At 69.3% G+C, this 17,082-nt stretch carries 15 protein-coding genes and 1 riboswitch; of the genes, 7 read left to right on the top strand and 8 right to left on the bottom strand.

All coding sequences use genetic code 11. The features are described 5' to 3' along the window. Nucleotides 1-208: 208 nt before the first annotated feature. Nucleotides 209-724, top strand: coding sequence for an EF-hand domain-containing protein (locus tag BLR21_RS18225; RefSeq protein ID WP_090007009.1), 516 nt, complete (start codon nt 209-211; stop codon nt 722-724). Here BLR21_RS18225 and folE read toward each other — a convergent pair. Then, entirely contained in the window at nt 712-1,260 is a 549-nt protein-coding gene (gene folE / locus BLR21_RS18220; RefSeq protein WP_090007008.1) for a GTP cyclohydrolase I FolE, read from the bottom strand. The genes BLR21_RS18225 and folE overlap by 13 nt on opposite strands. Nucleotides 1,261-1,314: 54 nt before the next feature. Here folE and BLR21_RS18215 point away from each other — a divergent pair, with 54 nt between their 5' ends. Next, nucleotides 1,315-1,992, top strand: a complete 678-nt coding sequence (locus BLR21_RS18215; protein WP_090007007.1) for a helix-turn-helix transcriptional regulator — start codon at nt 1,315-1,317, stop codon at nt 1,990-1,992. On the opposite strand, the gene cobN is transcribed toward BLR21_RS18215, so the two are convergent. Continuing rightward, entirely contained in the window at nt 1,953-5,516 is a 3,564-nt protein-coding gene (gene cobN, locus BLR21_RS18210; protein ID WP_090007006.1) for a cobaltochelatase subunit CobN, read from the bottom strand. The genes BLR21_RS18215 and cobN overlap by 40 nt on opposite strands. A 4-nt stretch (nt 5,517-5,520) precedes the next feature. Further along, a riboswitch (adenosylcobalamin (AdoCbl) riboswitch) is annotated at nt 5,521-5,668 on the bottom strand. A gap of 26 nt (nt 5,669-5,694) precedes the next feature. Here cobN and BLR21_RS18205 point away from each other — a divergent pair. The 3 genes from BLR21_RS18205 to BLR21_RS18195 are packed head-to-tail and all read left to right on the top strand — an operon-like array spanning nt 5,695 to nt 8,755. Beyond that, the gene (locus BLR21_RS18205) at nt 5,695-6,675 is read left to right on the top strand and encodes a hypothetical protein (protein WP_090007005.1); all 981 of its coding nucleotides are present in this window, start codon (nt 5,695-5,697) and stop codon (nt 6,673-6,675) included. Then, nucleotides 6,672-7,292: a precorrin-8X methylmutase gene (locus tag BLR21_RS18200; RefSeq protein ID WP_090007004.1), complete on the top strand. Its 621-nt coding sequence runs from the start codon at nt 6,672-6,674 to the stop codon at nt 7,290-7,292. Before BLR21_RS18205 ends, BLR21_RS18200 begins: the two co-directional genes overlap by 4 nt. Next, complete coding sequence (locus tag BLR21_RS18195) at nt 7,289-8,755, top strand: precorrin-2 C(20)-methyltransferase (protein WP_090007003.1); 1,467 nt, start codon at nt 7,289-7,291, stop codon at nt 8,753-8,755. Before BLR21_RS18200 ends, BLR21_RS18195 begins: the two co-directional genes overlap by 4 nt. Here the strand turns inward: BLR21_RS18195 and BLR21_RS18190 are convergent. From BLR21_RS18190 to BLR21_RS18170, 5 genes are all read right to left on the bottom strand, one after another. Beyond that, a complete protein-coding gene (locus BLR21_RS18190; RefSeq protein WP_176929685.1) occupies nt 8,727-9,428 on the bottom strand; it encodes a cobalt-precorrin-6A reductase in 702 nt (233 codons plus the stop codon). The two genes, BLR21_RS18195 and BLR21_RS18190, sit on opposite strands and share 29 nt — an antisense overlap. Next, nucleotides 9,425-10,165, bottom strand: a complete 741-nt coding sequence (cobM, locus tag BLR21_RS18185) for a precorrin-4 C(11)-methyltransferase (protein ID WP_090007141.1) — start codon at nt 10,163-10,165, stop codon at nt 9,425-9,427. The genes BLR21_RS18190 and cobM overlap by 4 nt, the downstream gene beginning before the upstream one ends. Next, nucleotides 10,162-11,307, bottom strand: a complete 1,146-nt coding sequence (gene cbiE, locus BLR21_RS18180) for a precorrin-6y C5,15-methyltransferase (decarboxylating) subunit CbiE (RefSeq protein WP_090007002.1) — start codon at nt 11,305-11,307, stop codon at nt 10,162-10,164. The genes cobM and cbiE overlap by 4 nt, the downstream gene beginning before the upstream one ends. Continuing rightward, nucleotides 11,288-11,677, bottom strand: coding sequence for a TIGR03618 family F420-dependent PPOX class oxidoreductase (locus BLR21_RS18175; RefSeq protein ID WP_090007142.1), 390 nt, complete (start codon nt 11,675-11,677; stop codon nt 11,288-11,290). Before BLR21_RS18175 ends, cbiE begins: the two co-directional genes overlap by 20 nt. 66 nt (nt 11,678-11,743) lie before the next feature. Then, entirely contained in the window at nt 11,744-14,293 is a 2,550-nt protein-coding gene (locus BLR21_RS18170; RefSeq protein ID WP_176929683.1) for a chitobiase/beta-hexosaminidase C-terminal domain-containing protein, read from the bottom strand. Between the two features lie 149 nt (nt 14,294-14,442). On the opposite strand from BLR21_RS18170, the gene BLR21_RS18165 reads away from it, so the two are divergent. Together BLR21_RS18165 and BLR21_RS18160 are read left to right on the top strand one after the other, a co-directional pair. Further along, nucleotides 14,443-15,282: a helix-turn-helix domain-containing protein gene (locus BLR21_RS18165; protein ID WP_090007001.1), complete on the top strand. Its 840-nt coding sequence runs from the start codon at nt 14,443-14,445 to the stop codon at nt 15,280-15,282. Then, the gene (locus BLR21_RS18160; RefSeq protein WP_090007000.1) at nt 15,257-15,439 is read left to right on the top strand and encodes a DUF397 domain-containing protein; all 183 of its coding nucleotides are present in this window, start codon (nt 15,257-15,259) and stop codon (nt 15,437-15,439) included. The genes BLR21_RS18165 and BLR21_RS18160 overlap by 26 nt, the downstream gene beginning before the upstream one ends. Here the strand turns inward: BLR21_RS18160 and BLR21_RS18155 are convergent. Next, nucleotides 15,417-17,081, bottom strand: a complete 1,665-nt coding sequence (locus BLR21_RS18155; protein ID WP_090006999.1) for an aminotransferase class V-fold PLP-dependent enzyme — start codon at nt 17,079-17,081, stop codon at nt 15,417-15,419. The genes BLR21_RS18160 and BLR21_RS18155 overlap by 23 nt on opposite strands. Nucleotide 17,082 lies beyond the last annotated feature (1 nt).

The raw sequence follows: 17,082 nt of genomic DNA, 5'->3' as shown, positions 1-17,082 counted from the left end.
GAAATCTTGGCGTGCAATTTCACGCTCAGTAGGACACCTCGCGGCACCGCCCCCACGCCCCCATACATCCAGTATGAGGACGTGGGGGCGGCACCACGATGCGCCCGCCTGACCGCGAAATGGCCGGCAAGATTTCACACCACGGCACTAGTTCGGACCCATTCGGCCGATAGTCCTGGTTGCGGCATTCGGCCTATCGTCCTTGCGCATGGCGAGCGAATTTCAGCGCAGCAAGGTCGTTCTGGTCTTCGGGGCCATGGACGCCACCGGTGACGGCTATCTGACCGAGGAGGACTTCCGGCTGCTCGCCGGGCGCTGGGCCGGCCTGCGCGGCGGTGACGAGAAGCTGCTGTCCCAGGTGATGCTGGGCTGGTGGACGATGCTGCAGTCGGCCGCGGGCGGCGCGGACAGGGTGACGCTGGACGACGTGCTGAACGTCGTCGACGTGCTGCCGGACAACATCGAGCCGGTCATCGGGACGGCGGACGCGATGTTCGGTGCCGTGGACGCGGACGGCGACGACTACGTGTCCGAGGCCGAGTACCGGGTGATGGTCGAGGCCTGGCTCGGGCGCGCCGCCGCGACCGACTTCGCCGTGCTGGACCTCGACGGGGACGGCAGGTTGTCACGTGCCGAGTTCGCCACGCTGTGGGCGGAGTTCTGGGCGGGCGACGACGCGGACGCCGCCGGTTCCTACGTGTTCGGGCCCGTTCATGCCGCGTGAACGAGGGTGAAGAACTCCTGACGTGACGCGGGATTCTTGCGCAGCACGCCTTTCAACGCCGACGTGATCGTGCGGGATCCGCTGACCCGCACGCCCCGGTGCGCCATGCACATGTGCTCGGCCTCGATCACGACACCGACCCCCAGAGGCTGCAGCTGGTCCTGCAGCCAGTCGGCGACCTGCTTGGTGAGCCGTTCCTGCACCTGCAGGTCGCGCGCGAACATCTCCACGACCCGCGCGAGCTTCGACAGGCCCAGGATCCGTTCGCCCGGCAGGTATCCGACGTGCGCGACACCGGTGAAAGGCAGCATGTGGTGCTCGCACAACGACTGCACGGGAATGCTGCGCGCGAGCACGAGCTCGTCGTAGCCCTCGTCGTTGGGGAACGTCGTCATGGTGAAGGCGCGCGGGGTCAGCATATCCGCGTACGCCTCGGCGACGCGGCGCGGGGTGTCGGCGAGGTGCACCGAGTACGGGTCCTTGCCCAGAGCCTTGAGCAGGTCCGTGACCGCCTGCTGCGCCGCTTCGAGGTCCATGCCGTCACGGTAGAGTCGCTGGCCGAATTTAGTCAACAGGAGTAGATTTTAGAGATGGCCGACCCCGTCGCCGCCGTAGCGGCCCTCGACGAACCGAACCGCCGCAGGCTCTACGACTTCGTGGCGCGGCAAACCTCCCCGATCAGCAAGGACGAGGCGGCGCAGGCCGTCGAACTGCCCCGCACGACGGCCGCGTTCCACCTCGACAAGCTGGTCGAGATGGGCCTTCTCACAGTGGTGCACCAGCGGCGAACCGGGCGCAGCGGGCCCGGGGCCGGTCGGCCGGCGAAGCTCTACCAGCGTTCCGCGGAGCAGATCGAGGTGTCGCTGCCCGATCGCCGCTACGAGGCCGCGAGCCATCTGCTCACGGACGCGTTGGTGGAAGCCGAGACCACGGGGGAACCGGCGCGCGAGGTCCTGAACCGGCGCGCCTACGAGTGGGGCGCGGACCTGGCGGCGCAGGCCCCGGGCGGCGTGACGGAAGCGTTGGCGGACTTCGGTTTCGAACCGCGCGAGGACGGCGGCTCGATCCTGCTGGGCAACTGCCCGTTCCACAGCCTGGCGCACCGGCACACGCAACTGGTGTGCGGGATGAACCTGTGCATGGTCAGCGGCCTGCTGGACGGGATCGGGGCGAACGGCGTGTCCGCCCGCCTCGATCCGTCACCGGGTCACTGCTGCGTCCGGCTCGATCAGACGCCGTCCTCCAGGTCGCCCTCGGTCTCCAGGTAGGCCGCCCGCAGCGCGTCCAGAGTGGACTCCTCCGGGTGCTCCCACATCTTGCGCTCGGCCGCCTCCAGCAGACGTTCGGCAATGCCGTGCAACGCCCACGGGTTCGACGTCTGCAGGAACTTCCGGGTCTCCGGGTCGAGCACGTAGCTCTCGGTCAGCTTCTCGTACATCCAGTCCGCGACGACGCCGGTCGTGGCGTCGTAGCCGAACAGGTACTCGACCGTCGCCTGCAGCTCGAACGCGCCCTTGTAGCCGTGGTTGCGCATCGCCCCGATCCAGCGCGGGTTCACCACACGGGCCCGGAAGATGCGCGAGGTCTCCTCGGTGAGCGTACGCGTGCGGACGGCCTCGGGGCGCGTGCTGTCACCGACGTACGCGGCGGGTGCCTTGCCCGTCAACGCCTTCACCATCGTGACCATGCCGCCGTGGTACTGGAAGTAGTCGTCCGAGTCGGCGATGTCGTGCTCGCGCGTGTCGATGTTCTTGGCCGCCACCGCGATCCGCCGGTACGCCGACTCCATGTCCGCCCGTGCCGCCACACCGTCGACGCCACGGCCGTACGCGTAGCCGCCCCACACCGCGTAGACCTCGGCGATGTCGGACGAGTCGCGCCAGTTGCGGCTGTCGATCAACGGCAGCACGCCCGCGCCGTACGCGCCGGGCTTGGAACCGAAGACGCGCAACGTGGCCCGGCGCTGGTCGCCGTGCTCCTCCAGGTCCTTGAGCATGTGCGCCCGGACGAAGTTGTGCTCCGCGGGCTCGTCCAGCGCGGCCACCAGCTGCACGGCATCGTCCAGCATGGACACGACGTGCGGGAAGGCGTCACGGAAGAAGCCGGAGATCCGGACCGTGACGTCGACGCGCGGCCGGCCCAGCTCCTCCAGCGAGATCACTTCGAGACCGGTGACGCGGCGCGACTGGTCGTCCCACACCGGCCGGACGCCGAGCAGCGCGAACACCTCGGCGATGTCGTCGCCGGCGGTGCGCATCGCGGACGTGCCCCAGACCGACAGGCCGACCGACGGCGGCCACTCACCGTCGTTCTCGGTGCGGTAGCGCTCCAGCAGCGAGTCGGCCATCGCCTGGCCGGTCTCCCACGCGAGGCGCGACGGGATGGCCTTCGGGTCGACCGAGTAGAAGTTGCGGCCGGTCGGCAGCACGTTCACCAGGCCGCGCAACGGAGAACCGGACGGCCCGGCCGGGATGTAGCCGCCGTCCAGCGCGTGCAGGACGTTCGTCATCTCGTCCGTGGTGCGCGCGAGCCGGGGCACGACCTCGTCCGCCGCGAACTCCAGGATCTTCCGCACGTCCTCGGACTCGTGCAGACCCGCTGCGGCGGAACGATCCCAGCCCGCGTCCTCCATCGCCTGGACGAGTACGCGTGCCTGTTCCTCCACGGCGTCAACGTCTTCGCGGCCCGTGGTCGTGAGCCCGAGCGCCTCGCGCAGGCCGGGCAGCGCGGCGACCTGACCGCCCCACATCTGCCGTGCCTGCAACATCGCGAGCACGAGGTTGACGCGGACCGAACCCGTCGGCGCCTCACCGAGGATGTGCAGGCCGTCGCGGATCTGGACGTCCTTGACCTCGCAGAGCCAGCCGTCGACGTGCAGGATGAACTCGTCGAACTCCGCGTCGTGGGGCCGGTCGTCGAGTCCCAGGTCGTGGTCGAGCTTCGCGGCCTTGATCAGCGTCCAGATCTGCGCGCGGATCGCCGGCACCTTGGCCGGGTCCATCGCGGAGATGTTCCCGTACTCGTCGAGCAACTGCTCCAGGCGCGCGATGTCGCCGTAGCTGTCGGCGCGGGCCATCGGCGGCACGAGGTGGTCGACCAGCGTGGCGTGCGCACGCCGCTTGGCCTGTGTGCCCTCGCCGGGGTCGTTGACGAGGAACGGGTAGATCAGCGGCAGGTCACCGAGCGCCGCGTCCGTGCCGCAGGACGCCGACATGCCGACCGTCTTGCCCGGCAACCACTCCAGGTTGCCGTGCTTGCCGACGTGCACGACGGCGTCGGCGCCGAAGTTCGACTCGATCCACCGGTACGCCGCGAGGTAGTGGTGCGACGGCGGCAGGTCGGGGTCGTGGTAGATCGCGATCGGGTTCTCGCCGAACCCGCGCGGCGGCTGGACGATCACCGCGACGTTGCCGGACCGCAGCGCGGCCAGCACGATCTCGCCGTCCTTCGACTTCGAGAAGTCGACGAACAACGAACCGGGCGCCTCACCCCAGTGCTCCCGCATCGACTGGCGGAACTCGTCGGGCAGCGTCTCGTGGAACTCGCGGTAGTCGGCCGCGGCGATGCGGATCGGGTTGCTCTCGAACTGCTCCTGCGTCAGCCAGTCCGCGTCCTGGCCACCGGCCGCGATCAGCGCGTGGATCAGCTTGTCGCCGTCGAGCTCCTGCACGCCCGGCAGCGCGTCGCCGATGTCGTAACCGTGCTCCTGCATGGCCTTCAGCAGCCGTACGGTCGACGCGGGCGTGTCGAGCCCGACCGCGTTGCCGATGCGGGAGTGCTTCGTCGGGTATGCCGACAGCATCACGACGACCTTGCGCTCCGCGACCGGGATGTGGCGCAGCCGGCCGTGCCGGACCGCGATGCCCGCGACGCGCAGCGCCCGTTCCGGGTCGGCGACGTAGACGGTGAGGCCGTCGGCGTCGATCTCCTTGAAGGAGAACGGAACCGTGATGATCCGGCCGTCGAACTCGGGGATCGCGACCTGGGTCGCGGTGTCCAAAGGAGACAGTCCGTCGTCGTTGGAGTCCCACGACTCGCGGCTCGACGTGAGGCACAGGCCCTGCAGGATCGGCACGTCGAGCGCGGCCAGCGCACCGACGTCCCACGCGTCGTCGTCGCCACCGGCGGACGCCTTGGCGGGGTTCGTGCCGCCGGCCGCGAGCACCGTCACGACCAGCGCGTCGGCCTGGCGCAGCGTGTCGAGCAGCTCGGGTTCGGCGGTGCGCAGCGAGGAGCAGTAGACCGGCAGCGGCCTGCCGCCCTTGGCCTCGATCGCGTCGCACAGGGCGTGCACGAACGCCGTGTTCCCGGCGACGTGGTGCGCGCGGTAGTAGAGGACCCCGACCGTCGGACCAGTGCTTTCGGTCTCCCGCTCCAGCACACCCCACGAGGGGGTGGCGGCGGGGGCCTCGAAGCCGTGGCCGGTCAGCAGCACGGTGTCGGACAGGAACTTGTGCAGCTCGGTGAGGTTCGCCGGCCCGCCGTGCGCGAGGTAGAGGTGCGCCTCCGCGCAGACGCCACCGGGCACCGTGGACAGCTCCATCAGCGCCGCGTCGGGCTGCTGCTCACCGCCGAGCACGACGACGGGCAGCCCGCCGGCCAGCAGCCAGTCGAGGCCTTCCTCCCACATCCGGCGGCCGCCGAGGATGCGCACGAGGACGAGCTCGACGCCGTCGACCAGCGCGGGCAGGTCGTCGACGGTGAGGCGGGCGGGGTTGCCGAGCCGGTACTCGGCACCGCTCGCACGCGCCGACAGCAGGTCGGTGTCGGAGGTCGACAGCAGCAGGATCACGCAGGCTCCATCCCTCGTGGGGTCCTCGCCCCAAAGTGCGGGTGACTGACGAAGCGGAGTTCCTGACTCCCAGCGGTGTGCGCTGGTCACAGTGGCGGGACCGCGCCGGATTCACACCGGCTTCCTCCTGCGCTTCGTCGTTCGGGCTCACCCTAACCGGCGGGTTACAGTCCGACCTATGCGTAGTCACCCGGACGCCTGCCCCGGCGCCGTCGAGCTGCATGCCGCGGCCGACGGCGGGCTGGCGCGCATCCGGGTGCCGGGCGGCACTCTTTCCGCTGCTCAGTGGGATGCCGTCCGGCTGGCCGCCGCCGAACTGGGCAACGGCTCGATCGAGCTGACCTCGCGCGCGAACCTCCAGATCAGAGGCCTCGCGGACGGCGTGGAGCTGGCCGAACGGTTGCGTGCGGCGGGCCTGCTGCCCTCCTGGTCGCACGAGCGCATCCGCAACATCGTCGCGGCGCCCCTGGACGACAACCAGGACCTGGTCGACGCGCTGGACGCGGCTCTGTGCGCGGACCCCGAGCTGGCCTCGCTACCAGGGCGTTTCCTGGTCACGGTCGGCGCCGCGGTGAGCGGACTGGGCGGCGACCTCGGCCTCGCCGGGGACGTGCTGCTGCTCGCCGGTACCGATACAGGTGTCCGCGTGTCCGACCCGGTCGACGCCGTCGTGACCGCCGCCCGCCTGTTCCAGTCGATGCGCGGCCCCGCCTGGCGCCTGTCCGAAGTGGACGACGGTGTGCGAAAGATCACCGCGCACTTCGGCGTCTCGTCCGGCGCCGCGTTCACCCCGGTTGTGACGCCTGTCGCACCTTCACCTTTGACGCCAGGTGTTCCGCTGGGCCGGTTGGACGCCTCGCAGCTTCCCGGTGTCGCTGTGCGCCTGACGCCGTGGCGCAGCCTGGTCGTGCCCGCCGGGACCGACGTCACCGGCCTGATCACCGACCCCGCCTCCCCCTGGCACGGCGTCAGCGCCTGCACCGGCCGCCCCGGCTGCGCGAAGTCGCTCTCCGACGTACGGGCCGACGCCCGTGCCTGGCTCGGAACCCCGCACAGCCGACCGGTCCACTGGTCCGGCTGTGCCCGCCGGTGCGGTCGTCCTGCCGGCGAAGTGATCGAGTTCGTCGCGACCGGCGACGGCTACGAGGAGATCCGTTGACGCAGTACATCAGGGACGGGGCGGAGATCTACCGCCAGTCCTTCGCCACCATCCGCGCGGAGTCGGACCTCACCAGGTTCCCCGGCGACGTCGCGAAAGTCGTCGTCCGCATGATCCACGCGTGCGGCATGACCGACCTGCCGGACGACGTCGCGTTCTCCCCGAACGTCGTGCGCGACGCGCGCGAGGCACTCCGCAACGGTGCCCCGATCCTGTGCGACGCCAACATGGTCGCGTCCGGCGTGACCCGCCGCCGCCTGCCGAAGGACAACGAAGTCCTTTGCTACCTCCAGGATCCCCGCACCCCCACACGGGCGCAGCAGATCGGCAACACCCGCAGCGCCGCCGCGCTCGAACTCCTCGCGGACCGCTTCGGCGGCGCGGTGATCGCGATCGGCAACGCCCCCACCGCGTTGTTCCACCTCCTCGACCTGATCGCCGCCGGAGCACCGCGGCCCGCCGCGATCCTCGGCATCCCGGTCGGGTTCATCGGGGCGGCGGAGTCCAAGGAAGCTTTGGCCGCAACGGATCTGGAGCACCTCGTGGTGCGCGGCCGGCGCGGCGGCAGTGCCATGACGGCGGCGGCCATCAACGCGATTGCGAGCGAAGAAGAATGACGGGCAAGCTCTACGGCGTCGGCCTGGGTCCCGGCGACCCGGAACTCGTGACGGTCAAGGCCGCACGACTCATCAGCGAGGCCGGCGTGGTGGCGTTCCACAGCGCGCGGCACGGCAAGTCGGTCGCCAGGACCATTGCGGCGCCGTACCTGCGCAGCCAGAACGATCCAAATCCGCAGATCATGGAACAGCTCGTCTACCCGGTCACGACCGAGGACACGGACGACTACCAGGGCGAGATCGACGCCTTCTACGAGGAGGCCGCCGGCAGGCTGGCCGCGCACCTCGACGCCGGACGCGACGTCGTCGTGCTGGCAGCCGGAGACCCGTTCTTCTACGGCTCCTACATGCACATGCACAAGCGCCTCGCCGACCGCTACGAGTGGGAGGTCGTCCCGGGCGTGACGTCGGTGAGCGGCGCGTCAGCCGTCCTCGGCACGCCGCTCGTGGAACGCGACGAGGTGCTGACGATCCTGCCCGGCACGCTGCCGCCCGCCGAGCTCGCGGCCCGCCTCGCCGACACCGACAGCGCGGCGATCCTCAAGCTGGGCCGTACTTTCGGCAACGTCCGCGAGGCGCTGGAAGCGGCCGGGCGGCTCGACGGCGCCTGGTACGTCGAGCGCGCCACGACCGGCCGCCAGAAGATGTCGCCGCTGGCCGACGTCGACCCCGATTCGGTCCCGTACTTTTCGCTGGCCCTGCTGCCGAGCCAGTCCCGGCCCGCCAAGCCGAAGGGTGAGGTCGTCGTCGTCGGCCTCGGTCCCGGGGCCCGCGCGTGGCTCACCCCGGAGGCCCGTCAGGAGCTCGAGGCCGCCGACGAACTGGTCGGTTACAGCACCTACCTCAACCGCGTCCCGGAACGTCCCGGCCAGAAGCGGCACTCCTCGCACAACCAGGTCGAGTCCGAACGCGCGGCCTTCGCCCTGGACCTGGCGCGGAAGGGCGCGCGGGTCGCCGTCGTGTCGTCGGGCGATCCGGGCGTCTTCGCGATGGCCACCGCCGTGCTGGAGGTCGCCGCCGAGTCCCCGGACGTGCCGGTCCGCGTCATCCCCGGCGTCACGGCGGCGAACGCCGTGGCGGCCAAGGCGGGCGCGCCGCTCGGCCACGACTACGCGGTGATCTCCCTGAGCGACAGGCTCAAGCCGTGGGACGTCATCGCGGAACGCCTCGAAGCCACCGCCAAGGCCGACCTGGTGATCGCGATCTACAACCCGGCGTCCAAGGCCCGCACGCACCAGGTGGCGGACATGCGCGACCTGCTGCTCAAGCACCGCGCCCCGGACACCCCGATCGTCGTCGGACGCGACGTCGGCGGCCCGGAGGAGGAGACCCGCGTCCTCACGCTCGGCGCCCTCGACCCGGCCACGATCGACATGCGCTGCCTGCTGATCATCGGCTCGTCGCAGACGATCGTGACGCCCCAGGGCGTCGTCTTCACGCCCCGGCGGTACCCAACCAGCTGACGGCGGCATCAACGTCGGCCACCGTCTCCGCGGGTGGGAGCGGTGGCCGGCGCACGATCACGACCGGCACACCGAGCCGACGCGCGGCTTCGAGCTTGGCCGACGTCATCGAGCCGCCGCTGTCCTTGGTGACGAGCACGTCGATCTCGCGCGACCGCATCAGCTCCAGCTCACCGTCCACAGTGAACGGACCGCGCGACAGCAGCACCTCGATGTGTTGCGGCATCGGCGGTTCCGGAGGTTCGACCATCCGCGCCAGGAACCACTGCGGGCACTCGGCGAACTCCGCGAGATCCTGCCGCCCGGTCGTCAGGAACACCCTCTCCCCCGGTAGATCCAGCGCGGCCTCGGCAACGCTGTCCACCCACCGCCATCCGGGCTGTGGCGTGAACCCGGGCCGTCGCAGGATCAGCAACGGCACGCCGACCCGCGAACAGGCCTCGAAGGCGTTCGCGGTGATCTGCCGAGCGAAGGGGTGGGTCGCGTCGACCACGGCGTGGACGTCGTTGTCCCGCAACCACTGCGCGAGCCCGTCGACCCCGCCGAACCCGCCGATCCGCACCTTGCCGGCGGGAAGGGCGGGATTGCTCACCCGGCCGGCCAGCGAGGACACGGCGGGCACGCGGGAGGCCAGCGCGCGCGCTTCCCCCGTGCCGCCGAGGATCAGGATCATCGAACCCGCGTGGCCGAGTACAGGTGGCTGTCCGGGAACTGCGTGGCCCCGAGCGTCTGCCCGACGATGATCACCGCGGTCCGCTTGATCCCGGCGACCTCGACCTGCGCGGCGATGTCGTCCAGCGTCCCGCGCAGCACGACCTCGTCCTCACGTGACGCGTAGGCGACGACCGCGGCCGGGCAGTTCAGCCCGTAGTTCGGCACCAGCTCCGCGACCACGTCCGAGATCCGCTGCACGGCGAGGTGCAGCACGAGAGTCGCGTGACTGCGCCCCAGCGTGTCCAGGTCCTCACCTTCTGGCATCGGCGTGGCGCGCTGCGAGGTCCGCGTCAGGATGACCGTCTGCCCGACCCCCGGCACGGTCAGCTCGCGCTGCAACGACGCCGCGGCGGCCGCGAAGGCAGGCACGCCGGGAGTCACGTCGTAGGCGATGCCCAGCGCGTCCAACCGGCGCATCTGCTCGGCCATCGCGCTGAACACCGAAGGGTCCCCGGAGTGCAGCCGGGCCACGTCCAGCCCCTGCTCCGAGGCGGCGACCAGCTCGGCGACGATCTCGTCCAGCGTCAGCAGCGCCGTGTCGATCTTGCGCGCGCCCGGAGGGCAGAAGTCCAGCAGCTCGACCGGCACCAGCGCGCCCGCGTACAGGCACACCGGCGACGACTCGATCAGCGAACGCCCCCGCACCGTGATCAGGTCGGCCGCTCCGGGCCCGGCCCCGATGAAGTGCACGGTCACTTCGTCACGCTCCACGTCGTCACGGGCATGTGCGGCCGCCACCCGGTGAACTTGCCGACCGAGGAGCCGCGGTTCACCGAGATCCGCACCAGGTCACCGCCGAGCCTCGCATACCACTGCGCGACCACGGCCTCGGACTCCAGCGTCACCGCGTTGACGACCAAACGACCGCCTGCCGCCAAAGCGTCCCAGCAGGCCTGCAGCACGCCGGGCACCGTCACGCCGCCGCCGATGAAGATCGCGTCAGGCTTCTCCAGCCCCTGCAACGCGTCCGGCGCCCGTCCGATGTGGACCTCCACGCCGGGCACTCCCAGAGACGCAGCGTTACCGGCGATTCGCTCTGCGCGTTCGACCGACTGCTCGACGGCGATCGCCCGGCACGTCGGATGCGTTCGCGCCCACTCGATCGCGATCGAACCCGACCCCGCCCCGACATCCCACAGCAGCTGCCCGGGCAGCGGCGCCAATCTCGACAGCGAAATAGCCCGCACCTCTCGCTTCGTCAGCTGGCCATCGGATTCGTACACGTCATCAGGCAGTCCGGGAACCCGTGAGAGAGCGCTTCCGCCGTACTCGATCGCGATCACGCACAGCGGGTCCGAGTCCTGCCCGGACCAAGGGTAAACCCGCTCGGCTGGCCCACCTAGCTGTTCGAGGACGGTGATGTCTCCGGCCAGTGCCGCAACGGTTGCCGGGTCCCCGCCGAGCACGAGCACGCGCTGTCCCGGCGTCAACACGGGGCGTAGCAGGTCGGCGGATCGTGCCACCAGCGACACGACCTCGACCTCGTTCAACGCCCAGCCGAGGCGGGCACAGGCGAGCGACACGGAGGACGGGTGCGGGACCACCGTCACCCGGTCACCCAGCAGCCGCACCAGAGTCGTGCCGATGCCGTGGAACATGGGGTCACCAGACGCCAGCACGCACACGTCGCGGTACTTCTCGAACAGCGCGGGCAACGCCGGTACCAGCGGCGACGGCCACGCGACCCGTTCGAACTCCCCCGGCACCAGGTCGAGCTGCCGGCGCGAGCCCATCAGCACACGTGAGCGGGAAACCGCCTGCTGAGCGGCGGGAGAAAGCCCGTCCCACCCGTCGGCACCGATGCCGACGACCACGACGTCAGACGGTGCCGGCGACACGCCGCACCTGGATCTCGATCACGACCCGCGCCGGGTTGACCCGCGGCTGCTTGTACCGCAACGCGTACCGCCGCTCGGCCTCCCGCACGGATTCCACGTCGTCGCGCACGACGACCGGACCCTCCAACGTGGACCAACGCCGACCGTCCACCTGGCACACAGCGGCGTACCCTGCCTTGCGGGCGTGCTTGACCTTCCACGACGCGCCGGAGGTGATGATCCGCGCGATGCCGGCCTCGGCGTCGAGCGTGACGCCGACGGGCACCACGTGCGGAGTCCCGTCGGGACGAACGGTGGACAACGTGCACAGGTGCCGTTCCGCCCAGAACTCGGCGAACTCGGCACCCCGGTCGATCGGCATGGCACGCATCATAGGTGGCGGCAGCGATGCGGCCCGTCACCTGGAGGAGGTGACGGGCCGCACTTCACAGCAGCACTACGGGTAGTTGACGACGTTCACCGGCACGGTGCCCGGTGGCGTCACCGCCCCCACGTTGTTGATCACGTGGGTGATCGTGCCCTGGTAGTTGAGCGACACGGTCAGCAGGTTGTGCATCCTCACGCCGGGCCGGTTGGGCACCTCGAACGCGTTCTCGGCCCGCACGGACGGGTTGACGTTGAAGAAGCAGTAGCTGCCGAGCCCCCACGCCTCGTGCGTGGTGACGTTGTCGCCGACCTTGTAGGCCGCGTATCCGGCCTGCCCGTTCGGCCTGTTCCAGATCGCCTGGTTCGGCACGTCGTACGGCATCTCGTTCTGGTAGAAGATGGTCCGCCCGCGCTCGCCGTTCCAGATGGTCTGGTACTTCTGGTAGTGCTCGACGAACAGGCCGGTGGCCAGCACGTCGTTGCCGTTCACCACCAGGCCGGTGTCACCGATCGCCTCGTCCCAGCCCCAGGTGCCGGCGTTGCCGTGGTCGGCGCGCCAGATCCAGCTGTGGTCGATGATCGTGTTGTTGCTGTTGACCACGAGGCTGTTGGTCGCCTTGCCCGCGATCGCCCCGCCGACGCGGAAGAACACGTCCTGCAGGGTGGTCGGGTTGGCCGCGTGCGACGCCGACGAACCCGCCGGGCCGACGGTCAGCAGCGAGTTCGACAGCGTGGTGCCCGCGTCGAACAGGATGCCCTTGATCCGCACGCCGTCGACGTCCGCGACCTGCATCGCGGTGACGCCGTTCTGCGGCACGATCGTCGCGTAGCCGATGCCCAGCACGACGGTGTCGGGCCGCGTGATGTTGATCGTCTGGTTGACGTTGTAGATGCCGGGCGTGAAGAACAGGTTGCAGCCCTGACCCAGCGCCGCGTTGATCGTCGCGGCGGTGTCGCCGGACTTCACGACGTAGAACTGGCTCATCGGCAACGAGGTGCCGGGCGTGCCGCCGTTGATCCACGACGCACCGGAAGCGTTGGTGCGCAGCGAAGGCAGGAACACCCGGTACTGGTTGCCGTCGAGGTAGAGGTAGGGCACGTCGCGCGAGATCGGCGTCGTCGCGAGGTTCGTCGACGGCGGGTTCGGGAACGTGGTCGCGGGTGCGCCCGGCGTTCCGGAGAACACCATGTTCCACACGCCGCCGTTCCAGCTGCCGTAGTTGGAATCGCGCGTGTACCACTGCTGCTGCGAGACCGACGCCGTCTGGCCGGACACGCGGGTGTCGGCCGTGTAGCCACCGGACGCGAACCCGTACGAAGCCGGGTACAGCGCCAGGTTGCCGCGGACGTCCATGCGGCGGAACGGCGCGGCCTGCGCGACGGCCCACCGGTTGGTGCCGCTGCTGGGGTTGACCGCCATGTTCTCGGCGGAGCGCCAGAAGTTCTGCAGCGCCACACCCTTGTCGGACTCGTTGAACGCGTCCACGGTGATGTCGCCGTTGATCAGCACGTCACCGGGGTTGCGGCCGAGACCAGAGACGGACGTGTAGTAGCCGACGTCGTCGTGGATGCCGTTGTAGGTACCCGGCTTGAACAGGTGCGCGACCCGGCGGGGCGCCATCTGCGCGGTGATCGTGTCCTTCTGGTTGTTGAAGTCCGTGTCGAGCTGCGCCTGGATGCTCGTGGCGGACATGCTCGGGTCGAAGATGCGCGTGTTCGGCCCGAAGTTGGGGTTGTCGGACTGCACACACCCTTGCTGCGTACCGATAGTGTAGGTCGCGCTGGCCACAGCCGAGTTCGCGAGACCGGACTTGATGCCGATCGCGCTGATCGTCCTGTTGCTGGACACCGAGATCGGCCCGCTGTAGACCGGCGAACTTGCCGTGGGCGTCGACCCGTCCACTGTGTACCGGATCGTCGATCCGGAGGTCGCCGTCGAGATCGTCACCGTCTGCGCGGACGCGTAGGCACCACCCGGCGGACTGAACGTCAGCGTCGCGACCGGCGTGCCGATCACGTACGACGCGCTGCCGACAGACGAGTTCGCCTGCCCCGACTTGATACCGATCGCGTTGATGGTCCTGTTGCCAGGCACCGAGATCGGGCCACTGTAGACCGGCGAACTACTGGTCGGCGTCGAGCCGTCGATCGTGTAGCGGATCGTCGCACCCGAGGTGGCCGTGGAGATCGTCACCGTCTGGGCCGTCGAGTACGTACCGCCAGGTGGGCTGAACGTAGGCGTCGCGACCGGTTGCGGCGCACTGTTGTGCGTGTAGCTGAAGTGCGGAGTGTCGTACTGCGGCCCGGACTTCTCGTAGGTGAACCAGTAATCGATCACCGTGCCGGCCGACAGCGCCCCGACGGTCTTCTGCCAGGTCCCGGCGTTGTTGGTCATCCGGAAGTTCTGCTGCGGCTGGCCGGAGATCAGGTAGTGCACGTCGACGTAGACAGCAGGGGTCGTCGGCGTGAAGTTGATCCGGGCTTGAGTCGCGTCGATCGCGGTCACGTTCTGCGTGTAGTCGTCGGCCGCGTACGCGGCCTCGACCGTCGCCAATGACGACAGGGCAATCGCTACGGCGGCCAGTCCGCGCCGCCATCTCACCTTTGAGAGCGCTCTCACACCTGGAACGGTAAAGGTGAGATGACGAGGAGGGAAGGGGAAAGTTTCAGGAAAGTGCGCGACTCCAGCGGGACCCGAACGGAGCACGCTTGTTGTTTTCACCCGAACGAGCAGATGCTTGGATTGGATACAAGCCATAACGTCGGCCTATGACTCCATCCACCGCGTACAGCAGGGACCTGGGTGACGAGCTCCGCGGCCTGCGCGAGACCTGCACGGGCCTGAGCGGCAACAAACTTGCCGTGAAGCTGGGCTGGGACCCGAGCAAGATCTCGACCATCGAGCACGGCAAGGCACGCGCCAGCGAAGTCGACCTCATCCAGTTCCTGTCCATGTGCGGCAAGGACATCGACTTCCTGAACGACTTCAAGCGGCGGTACGAGCGGGCCTTCGACGAGTACTTCGTTCAGGTGTCGGGGAATCTCCGCACGGTCACCATGGCCGAGTCCACCGCCATCACGATCACGAGCTACTCGCCGCAGTCGATACCGGGCCTGGTCCAGATTCCGGAGTACGCCGACGGGCTCTACCGGATGACAGGAGTCGTCACCGAAGAGCGCATCCCCACCCTTGTCCAGTTCCGAACCGACCGCCAGGCGATCCTCCGCCGACACGATCGGCCGACTTGCTTGTTCTTCATCCACGAGCACGCGCTGCAGCTACAGGTGGGAAGCAGCGAGATCATGGAGGACCAGTACGCCCGGCTGCTGTTCGACACGCACACCATCCGGATCGTGCCCGCGAACGCACCGATCGCAGCCACGGGCTGTGTGCTGTGGGAGTACGAGAAGGCACGACCGATCGTCTTCAGCGAGACCAACCTCGCGAAGGTCTTCGTGCAGGACCCCGGAGCCATCGCGCGGACCAGGCTCCTCTTCGACCGCTTGGATCAGATCGCCTTGAGTGCGGAACAATCTCGCGGCAAGCTGGCGGAGTACGTCAGCCGACCGCGAGAGGGACACGATGACTCAGGACCGCACCTGGCGTAAGAGCAGCTACAGCGACGGCACCGAAGAGGGTGAGTGCGTCGAGGTGTCGCTGTCCCACAACGCACTGGTCAGGGACTCGAAGAACGCGAGCGGCGGCGTGCTCGCGTTCTCGTCCCCCGCCTGGCAGCACCTGCTCAGGTCCCTCGGTTCTCGTTGAGGTAGTTGTAGATCGTGTACCGGGTGACCTCCAGGACACCCGCCAGGTGGTCGACCGAGTCGCGGATGAGGAAGAAACCGGCCTCGTCCAGCACTCGGACGACCTGCGACTTGTGCACCTTCTTCATCAGCTCGACCGGCACGCCCACGTCGGCGATCGCCTTCTCCACCAGCACGCGCTGCAGCGTGTCCACGTCCTGTGGAAACGACTCCACGGGACCGGATGCCTCGTGCGCGGCGAGTTTGTTGACGCACAAGCAGCCCACGGCGACACCCGCCGCGTCGCGTACGAACGTCGTCGACGACCAGATCGCGCGGCCGTCCGGCGCGTACGTCTCGTAGCCGGGCATGTCGGTGGTCGTGCCGCGCCTCACCAGGCCCAGCAACAGGTCCGTCATCGGGCCGCCCACCTGACGGCCGGTGAGCGAGCCGGCGATCGCGATGATCGAGTTCGGCAGCCTGGTCAGGTCGTGCACGACGACCTCGGTGTCCGGGCCCAGTGCGGAGGCGAGGCTGTCGATGGTCGGCACCAACGCCGAGAGTGCGGCCGGGATCGGCGAGGAAGCCGTGCCGGACAACGACTTCAGGGCTGCACGTAGGCGTTCCAGCGTGCCCCGCGACGTGGTGGCGTGCGGTGACAGGCGGACGTGCTCCGGGCGGACCGTGGCGGTGATTCCGAAGGCGTTCAACGCTTCCCCGACGACCGGGGCGGGCTCGGGCATGGTGAACGCCAGGATGCCGGCCCGGCGTTCGCGGGCCGAGACGATCTTGCCGCCGCTTGCCAGCACGATCTCCTCTACCTCGGCGACGATCTCGCCCACCGCCGAGTCCAGTGAGGCGACTCCGGCCAGCTCCACCAGTTCCAGGGCCTCCGCGAAGGCGCCGGACACGACCGGTGAGAGGTTGGTGATGTTCCAGGCGGCGGCGTCCGGGGCGGCGGCGTGGACCGAGTCGTCGAACAGGCCGGCGTCCACCGCGCCGGTCCAGCCGGAGAGCACCGGCGAAAGACGCTCCAGGGCGCGGTCCGACAGCACGACGAAACCGGTGCTCCATCCGGCGCGCAACCACTTCTGGCCGCCGACCACGAGAACGTCGGCTAGTTCCCACGGTTCGTCGGCCACGCCGAAGCCCTGGATGCCGTCCACTACCAGCAGGCGGTCGCCGACGACCTCGCGCAACGCCGCCAGGTCCGCGCGGTAGCCGGTGCGGAAGTCCACAGCGGACACCGACAGAGCGGAAACCTCGGGAGTCAAGCGAGTTGCGACGGCCGCCGGGTGCACCGGGCCGTCCAGAAGAACGGAAGGGAGGCCCGCGCGCACCCACGGGTAGGTGTTGGACGGGAACTCCGCGGCCGAGTACATGACCGTTCCCGACAGCCCGAAGGCCGCCTGGAACAGGCCGATCGACGTGTTCGGCACCAGAGCCACGTGGTCGGTGTCCGAACGGCAGAGCCGCGCGACGGCGGCCTTCACCCGTTGTTCCTCGCGCATCAGGGTGTCCACAGTGGATGGACCGGCGAGCGAGGCCTGTTCCATCAACCGCGCGGTGGCCGTGACCACCGGCAGGGAGGGCGGGCCGAAGCGGGCGAAGTCGAGATACCCCTCCGGTTCGCGGAACTGGGCGAGGTACGAGGCGTCGATCAAG

The sequence above is a fragment of the Lentzea albidocapillata subsp. violacea genome, assembly GCF_900100275.1.
Classification (GTDB): domain Bacteria; phylum Actinomycetota; class Actinomycetes; order Mycobacteriales; family Pseudonocardiaceae; genus Lentzea; species Lentzea violacea.
The sequence above is the reverse complement of the archived record's forward strand: the minus strand, read 5'-3'. Positions and strand labels throughout refer to the sequence as shown.